This window comes from Actinoplanes sp. NPDC023801 (assembly GCF_040639655.1).
Taxonomy (GTDB): Bacteria; Actinomycetota; Actinomycetes; order Mycobacteriales; family Micromonosporaceae; genus Actinoplanes.
Genome location: NZ_JBFAAI010000015.1, coordinates 91005 through 111446 on the forward strand (window position 1 = coordinate 91005; position 20442 = coordinate 111446).

Consider the following 20442-nt stretch of genomic DNA (forward strand, 5'->3'; position numbering starts at 1 on the left):
CTGCAGGCGGCACCGATCGGGGTCACCCGTCCGGTCATCGAAAGCAGCTGATGCGCGGATCCCCGGCAATCTCCCCGCAACAAGAATGGATCGTCGCGGCGGAAGGCAGATCCGCCCCCGGATGGTGGAGTGCCCCGAATGAGCGGCTGGCAGCTGACCGGCTACACGCCCGTACGTCAGCTCGGCGCCGGAGCGTCGGGCAGCGTCGTGCTCGCCACGCACGACGCCACCGGGAACCCGGTCGCCATCAAGTACCTGGTGCACGTCCTCGGCGACGACGCCTCGTTCCGGGCCGCCTTCCGGCGGGAGGCGCAACTGCTCGGCGAGATCGACGACCCCAACATCTCCCGGCTGTACGAGTACGTCGAGTCCGCCGACGGCGCGGCGATCGTGATGGAACTCGTCAACGGTGTGTCACTGCGGCAGATGCTGCGCGATCAGGGGCCGGCCACTCCCGAGTCGGCGCTGGCCGTACTGAAGGGCTCCCTCGCCGGACTGGCCGCCGCGCACGCCCGCGGCGTCGTGCACCGCGACTACAAGCCGGAGAACGTGCTGGTCACCGGCGAGGGCCGGAGCAAGCTCGCCGACTTCGGCATCGCCACGCCGGTCGGAACGGGCACCGGTGCCGTCGTCTCCGGCACGCCCCGCTACATGGCCCCCGAGCAGTGGATCGGCTCACCGGCCACGCCTGCCTGCGACATCTACGCCGCCACGGCCACCTTCTTCGAATGTCTCACCGGCCGGCCGCCGTACGACGGGACGAACCTGTTCGCCCTGCACGACCAGCACGCCAACGCGCCCATCCCGACCGAGCCCGCCCCGGCGCCGGTGCACGACCTGCTGCGGCACGGCATGGCCAAACAGCCCACCGACCGGCCCCCGCACGCGCTCGCCTTCCTCGACCTGCTGGAACGGGTCGCGGGTGCGGCGTACGGCCCCGAGTGGGAAGACCGTGGCCTGCGTGAACTGGCACGCCGGGCGGCCCTGCTCGCCGCGCTGTGGCCGTTTCCCGACGGGACCGCAGGCGCCACCAGCCTCGCCACGACGACGCTCGGCGGCACCCGGACCGGCGGCCTCCGGAGTGGTCGCAGATGGACCGCGCTGGCCGCCGGAACCATCGTCGCGGCCCTGCTGATCGGTGGTGCCGGATACCGCTACGCGGTCGCCGCCGACGAGCAGACGGTTCTCGCGGAAGGTCAGACCACGCTTGCCACCGCCGGCCCGGCCGCGACCGGGCCGTCCGCCACGATCCCTCCCGCCACGTCGGCGGCACCGGCTGTTTCCCCCACGCGCCCGGGCTCCCCGGCCGCGGGCGATCCGGAGACGCCGGCCGGTTCGGCGCCGGCGACCCCGGGCGGCACGCCCAGCAAGCCACCGGCCGCCCCGGCGACCACCACAACCGCGCCGAGCCCGTCGGTCAGCACCTCCCCGCCGCCCCCGGCAGACACCACCGCTCCGGCGGTCGGTGCGCCCGGTGCCGCGCCGACGTCGATCGAGGGCGAGAGCTGCCGGTACGGCCGGCGCGCGAGCACGATCACCGCCACCGTCACCGACGACCGGACCGGGGCGGCCGCGCTGAAGGTCACCTTCCGTTACACCCTGAACGGCGTGACCTCGACCGTGACGATGAAGCCGGCCGGCCGGAACGTCTTCCAGGGAACCCTCGGCCCCCTGCCGGTACCGAGGTCGGACACCCGGATGGCGGTCACCGTCGCCGCCCTCGACGCGGCCGGCAACTCGGGCCGGTCGGCCTCGTCGGCGGTCGTCACCCTCGTCAGCTTCTGCAGCCCCGGATAGGAGCGCACGTGACCCGCCCGGAGGAACCCGTCGACCCTTGGGCGACCGTCGACCGTCCCGCCCGCACGGTGAATTTCGGCAACCCCACCGTGCACCTCGGCGACCCGGACGCGACCGTCAACCTCACCCCGCCGCCACCACCGGCCGGGCATCCCGCAACCGTGCATCCCGCCACCGTGTACCCGTCGGCGGGGCATCCCGCCACCGTGTACCCGCCGGCCGGGCATCAGAGCCCGGCGGAGGGCACCGTTCGCGCCCAGCGGGAGTTGCGCTTCGGGCCAGGAGTCCCGGCAGCCCCGGCGCCGAACCCCTCATGGCCGGACCCGGCCCCGGCGAAACGCCCGCGGCCGGTCTGGCGCCGCGTGGTGTCGCTGCTCTCCAGCCTGCTGACTCTCGTACTGGTCGGGGTGGTCGGCTTCTACATCTGGCAGCGGCTCAGCCCGCTCGAGATCGAGGGCGTCACGGTGGCCGTGGCGCAGCCGGCCGGCAACCGCTGTGACGTCACCGTGGACGTGGTCGCCACCGTGCGGACCAACGGCAGGAGCGGGGTGATCCGGTACCAGTGGTTCCGCTCGGACGCCCCGCCCGGCGCCGTGCTCACCGAACAGCTCGGCAGCGACCGGAGCACCGCCACGCTGACCCTCAAATGGACGTTCAACGGCGTTGGCGCGACCACCGAGACCGCCACCGTCAACATCATCGAACCGGCTCCGATCCAGTCCGGGACCCAGGTCGAATACCGCTGCCGGCGCGGCTGACCGGCGACGCGCCGCCACCGGCGTTCCTCAGTGGCGCCCGGTCAGGCCGGGCTGCCGTGCCGCTTCGCGGAGATGGAGGCGGCGGCGTTGGGACGTCGGCCCCGATGGCCGGGCAAGTCCGGCGGATGATGCCCGCGCCGATGGGGCCGGGCCGGCATACGACCCGGCCCGGCCCCGCGCGGTGGATCAGTCGTTGTAGGTCGGCACCGCGGTGATCAGGTGCTGCGTCCAGCCTCTCTCGTCCACCCAGGGACCGTAGGTGAGGTCGTCACCGTTGCCGTCGTACGGGTCGGCGTCGATGTACGGGCGGAGGCCGCCGTTGTCCGCGCGGCCGAGGTAGTAGCCCTGGCCACCGGAGATCAGCTGGTTCACGCTGGACCACCGGCCCGGCTTGAGCTCGTAGCGGCTCGGGTCGCCGGTCTTCGGGACGTAGTAGGACAGGAGCGAGCCATCGTTGGAGACCGCGAGCAGCCGTTTCGGGGCGATAGCGGTCAGGGTGGACAGGGTGTAGCCGCGCCCGAAGACGGTGCGCTGGCCGATGCTCACGTCGGTGGGCTTGGGCCGGCTGACCACGTAGCGCATCAGGTGACCGTTGGCCACGCCGTACAGGTAGGCGCCGTCGAAGGCCAGCAGTTCGTGGGTCCATCCGGTTTCCAGTGCTTCGGCGGTCCGGTTGAACTGCAGCGATGCCTTGTTGGTGATGACGTCGATGCGGTACAGGCCACCCGCGGGTGAGGTGGCGAGCAGGGTGTTGTGGTTGAGCGCGACGATGGCCTTCGGCAGGAAGCCGATCTTGTCGGTGGAGGTGACCGTGTGCACCCGCTTGTGCGTGGTGGGATCGACCACGGCGTAGTAGAGCTCGCCGGTGTCGAGCACGCCGTAGACGCCGACCGGGTCGCGCGGCGCCACCGTGGCGCAGTTGCGGCTTTCCACCACGCGTGAGGTGCTGGTGCCGTCGTCGGTGATGCCCGACGGGCTGCCGTTGAAGTAGGACTCGGTCTTCGAGCCGTTCAGGAGCTGTTCGTAGTGCAGGTGCGCGGCGCTGGAACTGCCGGTGTTGCCGACCTTGCCGATCTGCTGGCCGCGGCTGACGGAGTCGCCCTCGTTCACCGACGCGGGCGCCACCATGTGCAGATACAGGGTGTGCCAGCCGTTGCCGTGGTCGATGCGCACGCCGTTGCCGCCGCCGTTGGTGTAGCCCTTGTTGACTACCTTGCCGCCGTAGGACGCCAGGATCGGCCGGTTGAGGGCCTCACCCACGACCGGGAACATGTCGATGTCATAGTCGTCGTGGCCCGGGTAGGTTCCGAGCCGCCACTTGTCGCCGCAGGCGAAGGGCAGCTGGAACAGCGGGCGGTTGGCGGCGGCGACGGCGGTGACCGCCGCGTCCTCGGACATGGTGCCGGGATCGGCCGCGGCGGGCGCGGTGGGCGCCAGGAGGCCGAGGCAGGCGACGGTGATTGCGGCTGCTGCGCCGCGATACCTGAGAGTGCGCACAGTTGTCTGCTTTCGAGGGTGATGGTGATGTGGAGGGGATGGGGTGCGTCAGCGGCCGGGGACCGCGGCGAGCAGTGCCTGGGTCCAGCCGCCGGTGTTGACAAGCGGGCCGATCTTGACGTCGGCGAGGCTGTTGTTGTCCGGGTTCGGGTCCTCGTACTGGCGTAGGGCGCCGCTGACCGTCCGGCCGTAGAACCACCGGCCGTTGCTGGCCAGGACGGCGTCCCAGCTGCGGGTGAAGTCGGCGCGGCTGGTGTGATCCACCAGGGTGTTGTCGTCCTCGTAGCTGTAGCGGTGCAGGTCGCTGGCGGTGCTCACGGCGAGCAGCTCGCCGCGGCTGATGCCGGCGATGGCCCGGTGGGTGTAGCCGCGGCCCAGGTCCCGGGGGGTGCTGATGGTGCTCTCGGTGGGTTTCTGCCGGCTGATGAAGGCGCGGTGCAGGTGGCCGACGGCGGAGTTGATGCCGTACACGTAGGCGCCGTCGGAGGCGAGCCGGTCGAAGTTCCACCCGGTGCCGGTGACGAGTACCGGGTCGTTGAAGACGAGCGAGTCGCGGTTGGTGATGATGTCGACCCGGTACAGGGCGGTGCCGCGGGTCATCAGAAGCGTGTTGAAGTTCAGCGCCGTCATCGCGGCCGGTGCCCACGGCAGCGTCCGTGTCGAGGTGACGATGCCGGTGAAGCCGTCCTGGGAGTTGATGGTGGAGAAGGTGAGGCGCTGGTCGTCGGTGACGCCGTAGACGGGGGTGAGATGGGGCGGCCCGGCGTTCTCCCACAGGGCCGAGACGATCTTCTCGGCGTTGCCGGCCTGCGGCTGGTAGCGGTCCGGGAACGCGGAGACCTGCACCTTCTGGCAGACCTTGCCGATCTCCTCGTTCTTCCACGAACCGTTGGGGTACTTGCGTTTCATCGCCGCCAGGAAGGCGTTTGTCGACCAGGCCGGGTCGAGGCGGTCCTCCTGTGATCCCCACGGGTCGCGCTGCTGGAAGAGGCCGACACTGTCGCGGTCGCCGCCGTCCCAGTTGTTCATGCGGCTCTCCACGATGGTGGTCGTGATGGCGATGACCGCGGCGCGCCGGTCCCAGTTGCCGTCGCGCACGGTGTCGACGACGGCGCGGGCGCAGGAGATCTGGTAAGCGTTCACGGTGCCCACGAGGTCGCCGGTGAGCTGAGGGCTGAGGGCGGCGGCGAGACGGCTGTCCTCGCTGGACGGGCCGCCGTTCTGGCAGGCGATCGGATCGAGGGCGGCCATCGCGGCGGTGTTCGAGGACAGCGGCACGACAGGGTCCGGAGGGGCCGCCACCGCGGGCAGGGCGATCAGGCAGCCGGTGACCGCCGACAGGGCGATGCTGAGACTTCGATGGAGCCGGTTCATAGGTTCTCCAGTGACAGGCACGGTGATCCCGTGCGGTTGGTGGGACGGCTTGCGGGCAGCAGGGAGCGCGCCGGGGCACGGTGTGTCGCGGCGGGCACGGGGAACAGGACGCCGAGGGGATCCGGCGGGGCGGTCAGGCGGAGGGCGGCGACACGTAACCGGAGATGAGGAGGCTGTCCTGGCCCATCCGGGCGGTCTCCGGGTTGATGGTCCGTTTGGTGACCTTGTCGGAGACGTTGCCGCCGACGACGGTGAGGGTGCCGTCGGGGCGTACCGACGTCACGACGTCGACGTGGCCGCCGCCGGTGGCCTGGGGCGGACCGTAGATCACCCAGTCGCCGACCTTCGGGCTGCCGTGGGTGCTGCTGGACCGCCACTTGAACAGCCGGTTGTCGACGCCCCACTTGCCGAGTCCCTGGGCGAAGTACTGGCCGCGCGGCACGCCGGAGATGCCGGCCGAGTGCCAGGTCCAGGTGGCGAACATCGCGCACCAGGGCACGGTGCCGCCGTCGCAGTCACTGTTGTAGCGGTCGCAGGCCGACTGGGTGGTGCCAACCTCGCCGAGAGCGAGGGTGGCGATCCTGCTGCGGATCCGGTTCCCGGAGTCGACCGCCGTGCAGGTGGCCGGCTGCGCCGACAGCAGGTACTGGGTCCAGCCGCGTGAGGCGACCGGGTCGTCGAGGTGGTAGGAGATGTCGGAGCCGGAGCCGTCGGCTGGATCGTCGTCCTCGTACCAGTACATCGCGCCGTCGGGGTTCTTGCCGTAGTACAGCCCGCCGCCCGGCGACACCAGGTTCTCGAAGCTCTGCCAGCCGTCGCCGTCGAGTCCCTGGCGGGTGTGAACGCCGGCGGCGTTGACGGAGTAGCTGATCAGCTCGCCGGTCGCGGTGGTGGCGATCAGCCGGTCGTCACCGGCGGCGGCGAGGGTCTTCAGCGTGAAACCGCCGGATCCGATCTCCCGCCGCTGGCCGATCTGGTCGGCGCCCGGCTTGTCGCGTGAGACCACGTACTGCAGCAGCTGCCCGCCGGTGGTGACGCCGTACAGATGTCCCTTGCCGTCGAAGGTGAGCAGCTTGTGTGTCCAGCCGCCTTCGATGCGGTCGGAGACGCTGAAGTCGAGCGACGCCTTGTTGGTGGCGACGTCGATGCGGTACAGCCCGCCGTTGGGTGAGGTGACGAGGATGGTGTTGAAGTTGAGTGTCGCCATGGCGACCGGTGTGAAGCCGATGGTGCCGGTGGACGTGACGACGTGGTCGAGGTTGCCGTTGCCGGGGTCGATCGCCGTGTAGGTGAGGCGGCCGTCCGGGAGGGTGCCGTACACCGAGACGTCCGCGGTGCAGCGGGCTTGAGCGAAGGCGGGTGTGCTGGAAGTGACGGCGACGACGCCGGTCCCGGCCATCAGGGTGAGGGCGAGGACGACCGACCGGAACAGCCGGCCACGGTAGGGACGCATGTAACGGCTCCGATGTGCCGAAGTGAGTGGTGAGCTTGTTCCTGAAGCGTCGCGGTGGGCGCTTCAACGGTTCTGCAGTTGCGCTGCAGCCGTGCTCCAGCTCCGGTCAGGACGGTGCGGGCTCGGTGATCTCGCGGCCGAACAGTGCGGTCAGGTCGGTCATCCGATACCGCTGGCCGTCCGGGCCGACGTCCAGCTGCTCGAGGAGCTGGAGGTCCACGAGCCGCTCGGTGAGCCTCTCGGCGAGCGACGGTGGCGGGGCAGCCGGAGGCGAGGTGGCGAGCAGCCGTGTCACCGCCGGGGCGGAGATCTCCGCGGTGCCGAGCCGGCTGAGGCGCCGGAACAGGTGTGCCTCGGCGTCGGTGAGCCGCCGGTAGCTGCCGTGGATGCGGGCCCGCACATCGAGATCACCGGTCGCCAGCTCGTCGAGTCGGCGGCGGTCGTCGCGCAGCCGGTCGGCCAGATCGGCCAGCCGCCAGCGAGGCCGGCCGGTGAGCCGGGCTCCGGCTGCGCGTACCGCCAGGGGCAGCCCTTCGCAGGCGTGCAGGATGGTGCCGGCGGCGACCGGCTCGGCGGCCGTGCGGGCGACGCCGACCGTGCCGGTGAGCAGGTGCAGCGCCGCGGCCGGTGCCAGCGGGCCGAGGTGCGCCGTGGCGGTGGCGTCGAGGCTCGGCAGTCGTGGGCGGCTCGTCACCAGCACCGCGGTGCCCGGCTGGGCGCTCAGGAACGGCCGGACCTCCGCGGCGCCGCCCACGTCGTCGAGGACGATGAGCACCCGCCGCCCGGCCAATGTGGTCCGGAGCATCGCGGCGAGCTCGTCGACGTCGCGCGGCAGCGTGCTGGTGGCTCCCAGCGAGCGCAGCAGCATGGCGAGCGCGCCGGGGACCGGGGTCCGCGGGCCCGGCCCGGACGCGCGTACGGCGATGAACAGCTGACCGTCGGGAAAGTGGTGCTGCACCGACCCGGCGACGGTGAGCGCCAGTGCGGATTTGCCGATGCCGGCGGGTCCGGAGACGACCACGACGGCGGGCCCGTCGTTGTCGTGCGCGGCCCGCAGTGCCGCCTCCAGCCGTGTCGTCTCCTCGGCGCGGCCGGCGAACAGCAGCGGAGGCGGCGGCAACTGGCGTGGTGACTCCACGACCGGGGCCGGGCTCACGGTCACGGCTGGTTCGGCCGCCATCAGCAGCGGATCGGCGTGCAGGATCTTGCGGTGCAGTGCCTGCAGTTGCGGGCCCGGCTCGACGCCCAGCTCCTCGCTCAGCACCAGGTAGCCCTCCTGGAACACCTGCAGGGCCTCGCCTTGGCGGCCGAGCTGGTAGAGCGACCGCATCAGCAGGGCCCGGAGCCCTTCACGCAAGGGGTGTGCCGCCACCAGCTCGGTCAGCTCGGCGACCAGGCCGCCGGTCGCCCCGACCTGAGCCTCGGCGTCGATGCGCCGTTCCAGCACGGCCAGCCGTGCCTCGTCGAGCCGGGCCGCCGCGGCACGGAACAGTGGCGTGCCGAGCCCGTCGAACGCCGGGCCACGCCAGTGCCCGAGTGCCTCGCGGAACAGCGCCGCGGCGCGGCGATGATCGCCGTTGGCCGCGGCCTGTTCGCCGCTCGCGCTCAGCTGTTCGAAGGCGTGCAGATCGAGGTCGCCGTCGGGGACGCGGACCACGTATCCGGGGGCCCGGGTGAGGATCGGGCTCGGGCCGGGTGCCGTGAGCGAGCTCATCAGCCGCCGCAATGCCGAGACATAGGTCTGTACCAGGCCGGTGGCGCTGGCCGGTGGTTGTTCTCCCCAGATGGCGTCGACCAGACGGCCGGCCGAGACGACCATGTTCGCGTTGAGCAGCCCGGCGCCGAGCAGCGCCTGCTGTTTGATCGATGTCAGTGCCAGGGACCGGTCGTGGAACCGCAGTTCCACCGGGCCGAGCACGCCGAATCGCAATGCCGTGCCGTCCATCGTCTGCACTTCTCCCCCGTGGTGACGATGCGGTTGTCAGTAGCGCATGGGCTGCGCCGAGAGCACGGTCTGGACCCAGCCGCCGGTGTCGACGGGGTTCTGTCCGCGCAGGTCGTCGCCGTCGCCGTCGAACGGTGATCCGTCGACGTAAAAGGACAGGCTGCCGTCGCGGCGCTGGCCGTAGTACAGGCCGCCGCCCGGGGAGAGCAGAGCGTCGAAGACCTGCCAGGTGGTGGAGCGCAGTTCGTGGCGGTCCCAGTCGCCGCCGCCCCTGATGCGGTACGAGATCAGTTCGCCCTCGCTGGTGGTGCCGAGCAGCCAGTCCGGGCCGGTCGCGGTGAGGGTCTTGAGGACGAAGCCGGTGCCGATGAGGCCGTCGCTGGTGATGGCCGTGGCCGCCGGCTTGCTGCCGTTGACGGTGTACCGGCGCAATTCGCCGTCGGCGATGCCGTAGAGATCACCGTGGCCGTCGTAGGCGAGCAGCTGGTGGGTCCATCCACCATCGAGGTAAACCGGCGCGTGGAACGTCAGGGACGTGTTGTTGGTGATGACGTCGACCCGGTAGAGCTGGCCGGCCGGTGAGGTGAGCAGGATGGTGTTGAAGTTCAGCGTCGCCATCGCCACCGGGGTGAACCCGACCGTGGCGGTGGAGACGACGGTCTTCAGCCGCCGGCCGCCGCCCGGTTCGATGGCCGTGTAGGTGAGCCGGCCGTCCGCGAGTGCGCCGTAGACCGAGACGGCGCCCGGCGCACCGATCCGCTCGTACCGGATGGGCGTGTAGCCGGCGTAGCTGTTCCAGGTGCGTTCGACGGCCCGGCCGGCTCCGGCGGTCTGCTCGATGACGACCGGTCTGGTGTGGTCGCTGTCGGCCCACCGCACGAACAGAGCGGCGTGGTTGGTGTGCGGGTCACCGGTGTAGCGCAGCAGAGCGTCACCGGGCAGCAGGTCGGCGGCCGGGATGCGGATGCTGCGCTCGTCGAGGTTCACCGTGGCCCAGGTGTCACCGAGTCCGCCGAGTCCCCACGCCATCGAGATCAGGCCCGAGCAGTCGGTACGGTAGTCGCCGTAGCCGTTGGTGTAGCAGCGATCCTGCGCGTACGTGACGTCGTCGGCCACCCAGCTGCGGGCGCGAGCGACAGCGCCGGCCCGGGTGACGTAGGCGTCGTCGCCGTTGTCGCCGCAGCGACCCGAGTGGTAGTTACCGGACGCCTGGGCCGGCCCGGTGACCAGCAGACCGCCGACGGCCACCAGTGACACCAGCAGCGCGCGAGCGGCCCTGTGCAGATTTACCATGATGAAACCCTCCCCGTTGTGTCGGGGCTAGGTTGCGGTGCGGTACTGACCCGCGACTGTAGGGCCTATGCCCGTATCTGACCCGTACTGCGCCCGTACTACGCTGCGGTCGTGGACCACGGCGATCTTCAATTCGGCGCCCGGCTGCGCCAGTTGCGTGAACAAGCCGCCCTCACCCAGTCTGAGCTGGCCGAACGTGCCGGGATCAGCCTTGCCGCGGTCCGTGACCTGGAGCAGGGACGCAGCCGAAGCCCTCGACCGTCGTCGATCAACGCACTGGTCGCGGCACTGGGCCTCGAACCGGCCGGCCGTGCCGCGCTGCTGCGGGCGGCAACCCGTGCCCGGCCGGGGCCGGAGCCACGGCCGACACCGGACGGTGAAGCCGGGATTCTGGTGCTGGGTCCTCTGGAGACGTTCGTCGGTGCCGAGCGCGTCGACCTCGGCTCCGGACGGCACTGCGTGGTCCTGACCCGCCTCGCACTCACCCCCAACACCGCCGTGCACCGTGACGAGCTCGTCGACCTGCTGTGGGGCCGCGACGTCCCGTCGTCGGCGGTCAATCTGATCCAGACCTACGTGAGCCGGCTGCGCCGGGCGCTGGAGCCCGGGCGGACGGCCCGCGGCATCTCGCACCTGTTGTCGCTCGCGCGCGGCGCGTACCGGCTGAACGTCACCGACGACCAGGTCGATCTGCTGCGGCTACGGCGGCTGGCCGCCCGCGCCGAGGCCACGACCGAGGCCGACGCGGCCCTCGCCCTGCTCGAGGAGGCCCTCGGACTGTGGCGCGGCGGCCCGGACGCCACCGAACTGCAGGGCACACCACTGGTCGCCCAGCTCGGCGACGAGCACCTCAACATCGTGCTGCGCCACGCCGACCTCGCCTACCGGACCGGCCGGGCCGAAAAAGCCCTGCCCCGGCTGCGGGTGCTTGCCGGGCGGCACCGGCTGCACGAGCCGCTGCAGGCCCGGCTGATCATCACGCTGGCCGCGTCGGGGCGGCAGGCCGAAGCGCTCGCGGCATACGACGGCATCCGTCAGGAACTCGCCGACGAGCTCGGCATCGACCCGGGCCCGGACCTCGTCGAAGCACACCGGGGCGTCCTGCAACGGCGGTGGCTGCGCACGGCACCCGCCCCGGCACCGCAACCCCGTACCGCTCCGGTGTTCCAGGCGCCGGCGCCGCCGGCGGACTTCACCGGCCGGGCCGACCATCTCGATCAGGTCGTCGGCCTGCTCAGTTCCGGGACGGTGTGCGTCATCTCGGGCGTGGCCGGGGTCGGCAAGACGGCCCTGGCGTTGCAGGCCGCCCAGCGGCTGCGTGCGGCGTACACCGACGGTCAGCTCTACATCGACCTGCAGGGCGCCGGACCGCAACCGGTCGCCCCGGTCGCCGCCCTGGCCCGGTTCCTGCGGGCGCTCGGGGTCGAAGGCCGCCGGATCCCGGCCGACGCTGCGGAGAGCGCCGCGCTGTTGCGCAGCACACTCACCGACCGGCGGATGCTGATCATTCTCGACAATGCCCGCGAGGCCGCGCAGGTGTTACCCCTGCTGCCGGGCGTCGGTGGCTGCGCCGTGCTGGTGACCAGCCGCCGGACCCTGGCCGACCTGCCCAGCACGAAGATCGTCAGGCTGGCCGGCTTCACCCCCGGCGAAGCGCTCGACCTGCTGGCCCAGACCGCCGGAGAGGCCCGGGTCGCGGCCGAGGCCGAGGCGGCCCGCGAGCTGACGCGGCTGTGCGGCCTGCTGCCGATCGCGTTGCGGGTCGCCGGCGGCCGGCTCGCCGCCGGTTCGGCCTGGACGATCCGCTCGCTGGTCGATCGGCTCCGCGACGAGAAGAGCCGCCTGCGGGAACTGCACGTCGGTGACACCCGCGTCAGCGCCAGCTTCGAACTGAGCTACGCCGACCTGGGGCCGACGGCCGCACGGGCGTTCCGGCTGCTCGCACTCGTGCCGGGCGACGACTTCACCGTGGACGCCGCGACCGCGCTGCTGGGCACCGACGCCCACACCCCGATCAGCAACCTGGTCGACGGCAACCTTCTGCAGACGTCGCGGACCGGCCACTTCCGGTTTCACGACCTGCTGCGGCTGTTCGCCGCTCAACGCTGCGAGGAACAGGACCCGGCGCCGGTACGGGCGGCCGCGCTGGACGGGCTGCGACAGCACTATCTCGACCGTGCCGCGGCCGCCCTGCTGCTGATCTATCCGGCGATGGTGCGCCTGCCGTACGAGCCGGAGCACACCTTCGACAGCGCCGACGACGCGCTCGCCTGGCTGGACGCGGAGATCGACAACATTGTCGCCGCGGTACGGCTGGGCGGCCCGTACGCATGGCGGATCGCCGACCAGTTGCGCGGATACTTCTTCATCCGCCGCACCGGCGTACCGTGGCTCGGCACCGCCCAGGCCGGGCTGGCCGCCGCCGACGAGGCCGATGACCCCCGGGCGCGGGCCGCCATGCATCAGACCCTGGGTCAGGCACAGTGGTCGCTCGGCCGCCACGAGGAGGCGCTGCGCCGGTACGGCGACGGCGAACGGTTCGCGCAGCAGGCCGGCTGGCATCTGGCCGCGGCCTACCTGCGGCACAACATCGGTCTCGTGGAGGCCGAGCTGGGACGCATCGCCCCGGCGCAGGAGTCCTTCCAGCAGGCGCTGCAGCTGAGCCGCCGGCACGGTTTCCAGCACGTCGAGGCGGTCACGCTCAACGATCTCGGTGCGATGTACCACGACCAGGGCCGGCTGGCCGAAGCGGCCGAACACTTCACCCAGGCGCTGGAGGTCAACACCACCCGGGAGCGGGAGCGGTCGGCGCTGGCCAACCGCAGCAACCTCGGCATGGTGTTGCGCCAGCTCGGTGACTACGACGCGGCGATGAGACATCTGCGCAGTGCCCTCGACGGCTACCGCGCCCTCGGCGACGCGAGCGGCGAACTGTCGGTCCTCGACGAGATGAGCCAGGTCTACGGCCAGCGGGGCGAACACCGGGCGGCGGTGTCAGCCGCGCGGGAAGGACTGGACCTGACGAGGTTCACCGGCAACCGGCGTGCCGAGACGGCATTGCTGACCACCACCGGCGAGGCGCTGCTGGGCGCCGGTTCACCCGCTGCCGCACTGCCCCTGTTCGAGGAGTCGTACGCGCTGGCGACCGAGCTCACCTACCCCTACTTCCAGTCACGTGCCCAGATCGGTGTGGCTCGCGCCCGGCTGGCGATGGGGGACGCCAGCGGCTGGCTGGCGCCGGCGCGGGCAGCGCTGGTCGCTGCCCGCGCCGGCGGTTACCGCCTGCTCCAGGCCGATGCGCTGCTCACGCTGGCCCGTGGCAACGTGGCGGCCGGCCGGCCGGGCGAAGCCGAGCCACTGGCCCGGGAGGCACTGGAGATCGCCCGTGCCACCGGTTCGCCGTCGCACGAGGCGGAGATCCTGCGGGAACTGGAACAGGTGTGAGACGCGCGGCCGACGCGCCCGGCGGATGGCTCGTGTCGGTCAGGTAAATGGGGTGACATCCGTCGTGGGGGTACGGAGACTTGCCGGGTGAGTCTCGACGCCGTCCTCCGTCAAGTGCGCCCGCCGTCGAAGCTGGCCGGACGGTTGTCCGTTCAATCGCTGCTCTTCGCCGTCGGCGAAGGTACCTTCATGACCGGCTCGGCGGTCTTCTTCACCCAGATCGTCGGGCTGTCCGCCGCGCAGGTCGGTCTCGGGCTGACCATCGCCGGGATCGCCGCGTTCCTGGCGGCACTGCCGATGGGCAAACTGGTCGACCGCTTCGGGCCGAAGAGGATGTGGGCCGTCAGCGCGACCGGGCAGGCGGCGATGTTCGCGGTCTGGCCCTTCATCACCGACTTCCGCGGGTACGTCGCCATGGCCGTCTGCATGGAGGTCATCGGCGCACTCGGCAACGCCGCACACGGCGCCTACACGATCGACGCCCTGCCGCCCGAGGAGCGGGTGACGTCCCGCGCGTACATGTACTCGGCCCTGAACGTCGGCTTTACCCTCGGCTCACTGGTCGGGGGTGTCGCGCTGGCGTTCCAGTCCAACGACGTCCTGCACGCGCTGCCCTGGTTCACCGCCGTGGTGTTCCTGGTCAACGGCGCCGCCATCATCCGGCTGCCGCGTGCCGCGCATGACAAGCGGACCGCGGTGGAACGGAAGGTCAAGATCCCCGGGCCGGGACCGTTGCGTAACCCCGGCTGGCTCCTGACCACCTTCTTCACCGGCGTGTTCTGGACCAACCAGGTGCTGCTCAACGTCGTGATCCCGCTGTGGCTGGTGGAGCAGACGGACGCCCCCAGGGTGCTGCTGGCCCTGCTGTTCGCCACGAACACGGTGATGTGCATCTTCCTGCCGATGGCAGCGGCACGCGGAGTCACCGGCGTACCCACGGCTCTGCGGGCGATCCGGCTGTCGTCGGCCTTCTTCGTGATCTCCTGCCTGATCACCCTGGCGACCCACGACACCGTCGGCTGGGTCACGATCGTCCTGGTCTGGCTGGGACATGTGACGGTCACCGGTGCCGAGTTGTATCTCTCGGCCGCCCACTGGACGTTCGACGCGGAATTGATGGACCCACGTCAGCGAGGTGCCTACCAGGGCGCCGGCGAGATGAGCGCCACCCTGGGCAAGGTGTGGGCGCCGGCGGTGTTCACGTTCCTCGCGATGAACTGGGGTGCCGGCGGCTGGCTGCTGATCGCCGGCATCATCGTGCTGGCGACGATCGGCATCCACCCGTCGACCGCGATGGCGCGGCGGTTCCTGGTGAAGCACGTCCCCGCCGAGGTCCTGGCCGACGCGCGAGCCTCCACCGCCGACGCGCCGGCGCCGGACGACACCCCCGCCCCGGACCCGGAAACGCGGGCGGGCCGTCGTGTCGACGCCGCCACGATACCGCCTGACTGACCCCGATCCGGTGCTCGCGGTAGCCGCCGGACGCCGGGTTGATCCGGTCACCTAGGGTCGACGCCATGACCGAAGGTGACAGCACCGACTCCCCCGCCCGGCTGCCGGTTCCCGAGGCGGCCGCGGCGACTCCGTGGGCGCTGGTTCTGCTCGCGGCCGGCGCCGTCGTAAGCGTGGTGCTCCGGCGGAGGCGCGCCAAGGCCTGACCGTTCCCGTGTGCCCGGGCCGGAGGTCACGCTCCGGCCCGGATGCTTTCGATGATCCGCGCGAAACCTTCAGCGCCGTGCCCGGCGTCGACCTGCCGCCGGATCAGCCGCTGCACCACGTCCACCATCTCGGTACCGATCCCCTGCGCCCGGCCGGCGTCGATCAGGTCGGTCAGGTCGGAGAAGGCGAGGCTCTGCTGGCCCGGCACGGTGTAGTCCCCGTTGTCGACAACCGCGGCGAACCCGGCGAGGGCCCCCGTCATGGCGGCCAGCCAGGGCGCCGCCATCCGCGCGAACTCGACCGCGGTCATCCCGGTCGGCGCCACCATGGCCGCGCCGTGCAGGAAACCGGCGAACATCACGTACATCCCGCTGAGCAGCGCCAGATCGTAGAGCGACGCCAGCCCCGGGTCCACACCCACGTAGCGGCTCGTCCCCCACACCTCCAGCACCGCCCGGTGATCGGCGAAGACCGCCGCCGACCCGCTGTAGAGGATCGACGCGCCCGGGCTTCCGATCATGTCCGGAACGGCCATGATGCCTCCGTCGAGATAGACGGCTCCGGCCTTCCCGGCCCACACCGCCAGTTCTCGTGCCTGCTCCGGAGTTGTCGTGGTCACGTTGACCACCGCCCGCCCGGCCAGCTCCCCGATCGGGTCGAGGACCTGGTGCACCGAGGCGTGGTCGGACAAGCAGACGATGACAACCGGGCCGGCCGCGACGGCTTCGGCTGCCGTGGCCGCCTCCGCCGCCCCGATCAGCTCCGACGCCTTGCCCGGCGAGCGGTTCCACACCGTTGTCGGGTGACCGGCCTCCAGCAGCGCCGACGCGAGCGCGGTCCCCATCGCGCCCAGGCCCAGAACGGTTACCGCAGTTTTTGTCATGCCTCGATCCTCGACGGCACTCCTACGATGGGCCAGTACCGACTATTTAGTGGGGTACTGACCGAAAGGTAAGCATGGGGACGACTGCCCGCCGCGGGCCGTACATCTGCGGTCTCGACGCCGCCATCGACGTGATCTCCGGCAAGTGGAAGGTACTGATCCTCTGGGAGCTGCACGCCCACGGCACCCGGCGTTTCGCTGAGCTGCGCCGCGGCCTGCCCGGCGTCAGCGAGAAGATGCTGATCCAGCACCTGCGCGAGATGGAGGACGACAGCCTGATCCACCGCGAGGTGTACCCGCAGGTGCCGCCCAAGGTCGAGTACTCGCTGACCGAGGACGGCGTCTCCCTCAACCGCGCTCTGGAGCCGCTCGGGACCTGGGGCACCGCCCGCGCCGACCGAATCGGCGCCGGCAAGGCCGGGATCTAGTCATCGATCGCGCCTCCGGCCCGCAGCGCTCGCTGGCATCAACCGATGATGATCGGGTAAGCCCGGAGCCATGAGCGATCCGAACCCTGAGAACTTCGCCGAATTCACCACCCAGGACGGCCCCGGCTCGGCCGACGAGGAACGCGAGAATCCGACGTCCGCGCAGTCGTCGCAAGAGCATCCGGAGCAGGAGGCACACGGCGGCAGCATGGCGCCGGGCCTGGTCGACGACACCGGCCAGCAGGTCGCGGACGTCCCTGGTGCGCCGGACTAGTTTCCGTCTCCCAGAACTCCGTGGCGAACCCTGGTGGGCCAGCGCTCCTCGAGGGCATTGCCGACCAGGGCGACCGCGAATTCCTCGGTCAGCGGCTCGTCCAGGATGAGCAGACGGTGACAACAGGCGCCCCACAGCTGGCCGACAAGGATGCGCGGGTCGAGATCGCCGCGGAGTTCGCCGCGTTCACAGGCCTTCTCGAAGGTGGCCAGCGCTAGTGCACGGCGCGGTGCCGAGTAGTACCGGGAGAAGGCCGCGGACAGTTTCGGGTCGGTCTGTGCGCCGCCGATGAGCCCGGCGATGACCGGCCCGGTCCGGCCTTCGGTGAGCAGCCGGACGAACGCGCGCATCTGTGCGGTCAGGCCGGCCCGCAGGTCGCCGGTGTCCGGGAGGACATCGCCGAGGTGACCGCCTTCGTCGCCGGGCCCGGCCGCTGGATCAACGGGCAGGTCCTCTACGCCAACGGCGGCGCCGCCTGACCGTTCACCGGCGTCGGCGGGCCATCCACTGCCAGATGTGGGTTCCGTTCATGCTCGGGTCGTTGCGGGCCAGATAGATCCACGACCAGTGGCCGTTGAAGCGGTGACCGTTCCGGACGACCTGGTCGTACAGGCTCATCAAGGAACCGGGGATCAGGTTGTGGGCATGGATCGTGTTCGGCTCCGGCGGCACGGTCGGGTCGTCGCGGGAGGTGACCAGCCAGGTCGGTGTGGTGATCCCGGTCAGCTCGGCGTCGGTGATCAGCCGCGGCCCGCCCGGGCTCAGGGACGTGACGATGCCGCAGACCGGCACGGACGAGGCGAACAGGCCGGGGTACGCCGTGGTCATCTTCATGCTCATGTACCCGCCGTTGCTGCAGCCGGCGACGTGGACGCGCCCCTCGTCGACCGGGTGACGCCGCGCCACCTCGCCGATGATCTCGCGGATCAGCGGCGCGAAGCGGGGTCCGTCCGCCATCCAGTACGAGGTGCTCTGCGGGACCACGACGTACGCGCCGGAGAAGATCCGCTGCGCCTCCGGCGTGGCGAAGCCCAGCGCGCCACGGTTGGCCCGCAACGTCGTCTCGTTGTCGTAGTAGCCGTCACCGAGGGAGGCACCCTCTCCCCCGCCGTGCAGCCAGACGACCAGCGGGCGCCGGCCGCGGCCGCTGTGCCGGTCGGGCGTGTAGAGGCGGTACTTCATGCCCGACCGCGAGACATGGTGGCTGAACGCGTCGACCTCGGGGTTGGTCAGCGGACCCTGGACGAAGGCGGCGACGGCGATCGGGCGCCCGTCGCGGCGCAGCACCGGAGCTTTCTGCGTGATCGTGTACGTGAGGTCGAGCCGCACGTTGCGGCCCCGGCTGAGGATGTAGCCGAGGGTGCCGCCACCGAGCTGCCCTTCGCCGTGTGCCAGGTCGAGCACGATGTCGCCCCGGCGGTCGAGGCGGACCGCCGTCACGGGGCGGTCGAGGGCATACTCGCTGAAGATCTGGTCTCCGCCGGCGATCGGAATCGGGCTGGCGGCTTTGGCGTGCACGGCGAAGGTGCCGGTGGTCAGCGTCGCCGGGTCGATGGGGCCGAGCCGTGCGGTGCGCAGGGTGACCGAGACGACCTGCTCGCCGCCGTCCAGCACTCGTGCGTCGAGTGTGAAGCCGACCTTCGCACCCATGCGCCCATGGGCCTGAGCAGCGGTGCCGGGCAGGGACAGCCCGGCGGCGACACTTGCGCCGGCGACCAGAACGGTACGGCGGTTGACGGGAGTGACCATGCCGACTCCAATGTTTCGCGTCCGCCTCGGGTTCAAGACAACGACGTTGGTCTATCACGCCGGCACCGGGCGGCGGAAGAGCGGCGCTTTCCCGTACGACTTCGGTGGGATGTTCGTCGACAGCATTCGGACATGAGGCGCGGGCCCACGTCGAGGGCCGGCGCATCGAAGCGGACCGCCCTTGTGCTGGTGACCCTGCTGACCGGCGCCCGGTTCGGGCCGGCCGCGCTGGTCGTCCGGGACGCGGCCGGGTTGATCGGCCCGACCGCCCTGGGTGCCGCCGTCCTCGGCGCGGCCCGCTCGTGGTTCCTGCCGGTGGGCTGGACGCTGCCGGCCGTCATGTTCCCGTTCGGCGGGACGGCGATGGCCGGTCAGGTCCTCACCTGGCAGTCGCAGCAGCACGACAGTCGTGTCGCCACGGTCACCGCGATCGTCGTCGCCGTCACCGGCCTGCTCGCCTACGCGGTCCGCGGACCGGCGCTGCGCGGTGCCGCGGCGCCCGACGCCTGAACCCGGGTTGTCCGGTCGTCGTCGGTGATCGTCCGGATCACCCGGCACGGGACACCGACGGCGACGGACAGCGGCGGGATGTCGTGGGTGACCACGCTCCCGGCGCCGATGACCGAGCCGTAGCCGATCCGGACCCCGGGCAGGACCACGGCGTTGCTGCCGATCCACACCTTGTCCTCGATCACGATCGGCTCGGAGAAGCGGCGGAAGTCCTCGCGCAGGTCCGGGTGGATGGGATGGCCCGTGGTGGTCAGGGTGACGCCCGGGGCGATCATGACTCCGTCCCCGATGCGGATCTCGACATCGTCGACGAACGTCAGATTGACGTTGCCGAAGAAGTCGTCGCCGATGTGCACGTTGCTGCCGAAGCCCGCATGAAAGGGCGAGAGCAATACGGTACGGGCACCGACCGAGCCCAGAATCCGCTCCAGCAGTGCCCGGCGCGCCTCGGCGTCCCCCGGCCGGGTGCTGTTGTACTCGAAGATCAGGTCCGCACGGCGCCGCGAGTTCTGGAATGCGGCCTCGGACTCGGTGTAGAGCAGCCCGCTCCGAATCCGTTCCAGTACCTCGTCGTGATCATTCATCGGTCCCGCCCTTTCCTGATCCGCCGTGTCGTCGCTCCGTGCCGGCCCGCCACGATGCGGCAGTCAGGCGGTCCGCCGGATGATCCTCAAGAGAAGCAGCGAGCAGCAACTCAATCCGGTGGAACGGTGACGCGGTCGAGCGCCGCGCGGCCGCGGGCCGCCTCGTCCAGGGTGGTGCGGAGGCCGGCTGGGAGCTCGATGTGCTGCTCGGTCAGGAAACCGTCGAAGGAGTCGCCGAGTCCGGCGTGAACGATACCGATGCAGTGCCGGCTCAGACGCTCCTCCCACTGCTTGTTGGTGCGGTGCCCGAGGTAGGTCAGCAGAAGGATCAACAGCTGGCATCCGGCCGTGAACAGAACGGTGAAGACGACGCTGCCGGCACCGGGAAGCGGATCCCAGGCGGAGGAATTCATGAAGACCGTGATCAGGATGGCGAGGACGCCGGCCAGGGAGACGAAGAAGGTGCTCGTCACCACGAAGTTCCAGAGTCCGATGCCGGCCCGGAAGCCGGCGCTTCTGGAAGGCGAGCAGGACCGCCGGGAAGAACGGATCCGCGACGGTCCGGAGATCCTTTTCGACCCGGTTCGCGATACGGGTCGCGCCCCACAGCATCAGCGCCTGTAGTACGCCCCCGGCCATCAGTGCGGCGCCGGCGATGATCAGGATCGTCGCCGGGCTCCCGAGCGTCGGGATCCACCAAGCATCACAATGGACCCCCAGCGCGTCCTGATCCGTCGATGGAATCCGACGGTAGCAGCCGTATTCAGCCGTCCTGTTCTTCTGTCCCCCTTGTC

Annotated in this window: 19 protein-coding genes and 1 pseudogene; 10 read left to right on the forward strand and 10 right to left on the reverse strand. The window is 70.9% G+C overall.

The window, feature by feature from the left end; all coding sequences use genetic code 11:
- Positions 1-138 precede the first annotated feature (138 nt).
- Both AB0G04_RS25545 and AB0G04_RS25550 read left to right on the forward strand, forming a co-directional pair.
- On the forward strand, positions 139-1797 hold the full coding sequence (locus AB0G04_RS25545) for a protein kinase (RefSeq protein ID WP_360987422.1): 1659 nt from the start codon (positions 139-141) through the stop codon (positions 1795-1797).
- Positions 1798-1805: 8 nt separating this feature from the next.
- Positions 1806-2555 (forward strand): hypothetical protein, encoded by a 750-nt coding sequence (locus tag AB0G04_RS25550; RefSeq protein WP_360987424.1) that lies wholly within the window; start codon positions 1806-1808, stop codon positions 2553-2555.
- A gap of 186 nt (positions 2556-2741) precedes the next feature.
- Here AB0G04_RS25550 and AB0G04_RS25555 read toward each other — a convergent pair whose 3' ends face one another.
- The 5 genes from AB0G04_RS25555 to AB0G04_RS25575 form a co-directional block, all read right to left on the reverse strand.
- Entirely contained in the window at positions 2742-4052 is a 1311-nt protein-coding gene (locus AB0G04_RS25555) for a M23 family metallopeptidase (protein ID WP_360987426.1), read from the reverse strand.
- Between the two features lie 48 nt (positions 4053-4100).
- On the reverse strand, positions 4101-5426 hold the full coding sequence (locus tag AB0G04_RS25560) for a hypothetical protein (protein ID WP_360987428.1): 1326 nt from the start codon (positions 5424-5426) through the stop codon (positions 4101-4103).
- A gap of 133 nt (positions 5427-5559) precedes the next feature.
- Positions 5560-6879, reverse strand: coding sequence for a tachylectin-related carbohydrate-binding protein (locus AB0G04_RS25565; protein WP_360987430.1), 1320 nt, complete (start codon positions 6877-6879; stop codon positions 5560-5562).
- Between the two features lie 106 nt (positions 6880-6985).
- Positions 6986-8824: a BTAD domain-containing putative transcriptional regulator gene (locus AB0G04_RS25570; protein ID WP_360987682.1), complete on the reverse strand. Its 1839-nt coding sequence runs from the start codon at positions 8822-8824 to the stop codon at positions 6986-6988.
- A gap of 36 nt (positions 8825-8860) precedes the next feature.
- A complete protein-coding gene (locus AB0G04_RS25575; RefSeq protein WP_360987432.1) occupies positions 8861-10117 on the reverse strand; it encodes a tachylectin-related carbohydrate-binding protein in 1257 nt (418 codons plus the stop codon).
- Positions 10118-10228: 111 nt separating this feature from the next.
- Here AB0G04_RS25575 and AB0G04_RS25580 point away from each other — a divergent pair, with 111 nt between their 5' ends.
- From AB0G04_RS25580 to AB0G04_RS25590, 3 genes are all read left to right on the forward strand, one after another.
- Positions 10229-13561 carry a tetratricopeptide repeat protein gene (locus AB0G04_RS25580; RefSeq protein ID WP_360987434.1) on the forward strand — a complete coding sequence of 1111 codons (3333 nt, stop codon included), beginning with the start codon at positions 10229-10231 and terminating at the stop codon, positions 13559-13561.
- A gap of 87 nt (positions 13562-13648) precedes the next feature.
- Entirely contained in the window at positions 13649-15013 is a 1365-nt protein-coding gene (locus AB0G04_RS25585; RefSeq protein ID WP_360987436.1) for an MFS transporter, read from the forward strand.
- A gap of 65 nt (positions 15014-15078) precedes the next feature.
- Positions 15079-15219 carry a hypothetical protein gene (locus AB0G04_RS25590; RefSeq protein WP_360987438.1) on the forward strand — a complete coding sequence of 47 codons (141 nt, stop codon included), beginning with the start codon at positions 15079-15081 and terminating at the stop codon, positions 15217-15219.
- A 26-nt stretch (positions 15220-15245) separates the two neighbouring features.
- Here AB0G04_RS25590 and AB0G04_RS25595 read toward each other — a convergent pair whose 3' ends face one another.
- On the reverse strand, positions 15246-16103 hold the full coding sequence (locus AB0G04_RS25595) for an NAD(P)-binding domain-containing protein (RefSeq protein WP_360987439.1): 858 nt from the start codon (positions 16101-16103) through the stop codon (positions 15246-15248).
- Between the two features lie 74 nt (positions 16104-16177).
- On the opposite strand from AB0G04_RS25595, the gene AB0G04_RS25600 reads away from it, so the two are divergent.
- Together AB0G04_RS25600 and AB0G04_RS25605 are read left to right on the forward strand one after the other, a co-directional pair.
- Positions 16178-16531: a helix-turn-helix domain-containing protein gene (locus AB0G04_RS25600; RefSeq protein ID WP_360987441.1), complete on the forward strand. Its 354-nt coding sequence runs from the start codon at positions 16178-16180 to the stop codon at positions 16529-16531.
- A gap of 70 nt (positions 16532-16601) precedes the next feature.
- Positions 16602-16805 (forward strand): hypothetical protein, encoded by a 204-nt coding sequence (locus AB0G04_RS25605; protein WP_360987443.1) that lies wholly within the window; start codon positions 16602-16604, stop codon positions 16803-16805.
- On the opposite strand, the gene AB0G04_RS25610 is transcribed toward AB0G04_RS25605, so the two are convergent.
- Complete coding sequence (locus AB0G04_RS25610) at positions 16802-17155, reverse strand: TetR-like C-terminal domain-containing protein (protein WP_360987445.1); 354 nt, start codon at positions 17153-17155, stop codon at positions 16802-16804. The genes AB0G04_RS25605 and AB0G04_RS25610 overlap by 4 nt on opposite strands.
- A 39-nt stretch (positions 17156-17194) precedes the next feature.
- Here AB0G04_RS25610 and AB0G04_RS25615 point away from each other — a divergent pair.
- A pseudogene (locus tag AB0G04_RS25615) lies at positions 17195-17284 on the forward strand (3-ketoacyl-ACP reductase); the annotation flags it as partial.
- Positions 17285-17288: 4 nt separating this feature from the next.
- Here AB0G04_RS25615 and AB0G04_RS25620 read toward each other — a convergent pair.
- On the reverse strand, positions 17289-18554 hold the full coding sequence (locus AB0G04_RS25620) for a PHB depolymerase family esterase (protein WP_360987447.1): 1266 nt from the start codon (positions 18552-18554) through the stop codon (positions 17289-17291).
- A 132-nt stretch (positions 18555-18686) separates the two neighbouring features.
- Between AB0G04_RS25620 and AB0G04_RS25625 the strand changes: the two genes are divergently transcribed.
- Entirely contained in the window at positions 18687-19064 is a 378-nt protein-coding gene (locus AB0G04_RS25625; RefSeq protein ID WP_360987449.1) for a hypothetical protein, read from the forward strand.
- Here the strand turns inward: AB0G04_RS25625 and AB0G04_RS25630 are convergent.
- Both AB0G04_RS25630 and AB0G04_RS25635 read right to left on the reverse strand, forming a co-directional pair.
- The gene (locus tag AB0G04_RS25630) at positions 19013-19648 is read right to left on the reverse strand and encodes a sugar O-acetyltransferase (protein WP_360987451.1); all 636 of its coding nucleotides are present in this window, start codon (positions 19646-19648) and stop codon (positions 19013-19015) included. The two genes, AB0G04_RS25625 and AB0G04_RS25630, sit on opposite strands and share 52 nt — an antisense overlap.
- Before the next feature lie 110 nt (positions 19649-19758).
- Positions 19759-20121, reverse strand: a complete 363-nt coding sequence (locus AB0G04_RS25635) for a hypothetical protein (protein ID WP_360987453.1) — start codon at positions 20119-20121, stop codon at positions 19759-19761.
- Here AB0G04_RS25635 and AB0G04_RS25640 point away from each other — a divergent pair.
- Entirely contained in the window at positions 20111-20272 is a 162-nt protein-coding gene (locus AB0G04_RS25640; RefSeq protein ID WP_360987455.1) for a hypothetical protein, read from the forward strand. The two genes, AB0G04_RS25635 and AB0G04_RS25640, sit on opposite strands and share 11 nt — an antisense overlap.
- Positions 20273-20442: the final 170 nt, after the last annotated feature.

Bases quoted from the DNA above. Each gene is read 5' to 3' on its own strand.
- AB0G04_RS25545 (WP_360987422.1), top strand. From the start codon at position 139: ATGAGCGGCTGGCAGCTGACCGGCTACACGCCCGTACGTCAGCTCGGC.
- AB0G04_RS25560 (WP_360987428.1), bottom strand. From the start codon at position 5,426: ATGAACCGGCTCCATCGAAGTCTCAGCATCGCCCTGTCGGCGGTCACC.
- AB0G04_RS25565 (WP_360987430.1), bottom strand. From the start codon at position 6,879: ATGCGTCCCTACCGTGGCCGGCTGTTCCGGTCGGTCGTCCTCGCCCTC.
- AB0G04_RS25570 (WP_360987682.1), bottom strand. From the start codon at position 8,824: ATGGACGGCACGGCATTGCGATTCGGCGTGCTCGGCCCGGTGGAACTG.
- AB0G04_RS25575 (WP_360987432.1), bottom strand. From the start codon at position 10,117: ATGGTAAATCTGCACAGGGCCGCTCGCGCGCTGCTGGTGTCACTGGTG.
- AB0G04_RS25590 (WP_360987438.1), top strand. From the start codon at position 15,079: ATGACCGAAGGTGACAGCACCGACTCCCCCGCCCGGCTGCCGGTTCCC.
- AB0G04_RS25595 (WP_360987439.1), bottom strand. From the start codon at position 16,103: ATGACAAAAACTGCGGTAACCGTTCTGGGCCTGGGCGCGATGGGGACC.
- AB0G04_RS25600 (WP_360987441.1), top strand. From the start codon at position 16,178: ATGGGGACGACTGCCCGCCGCGGGCCGTACATCTGCGGTCTCGACGCC.
- AB0G04_RS25605 (WP_360987443.1), top strand. From the start codon at position 16,602: ATGAGCGATCCGAACCCTGAGAACTTCGCCGAATTCACCACCCAGGAC.
- AB0G04_RS25610 (WP_360987445.1), bottom strand. From the start codon at position 17,155: ATGCGCGCGTTCGTCCGGCTGCTCACCGAAGGCCGGACCGGGCCGGTC.
- AB0G04_RS25620 (WP_360987447.1), bottom strand. From the start codon at position 18,554: ATGGTCACTCCCGTCAACCGCCGTACCGTTCTGGTCGCCGGCGCAAGT.
- AB0G04_RS25625 (WP_360987449.1), top strand. From the start codon at position 18,687: ATGAGGCGCGGGCCCACGTCGAGGGCCGGCGCATCGAAGCGGACCGCC.
- AB0G04_RS25630 (WP_360987451.1), bottom strand. From the start codon at position 19,648: ATGAATGATCACGACGAGGTACTGGAACGGATTCGGAGCGGGCTGCTC.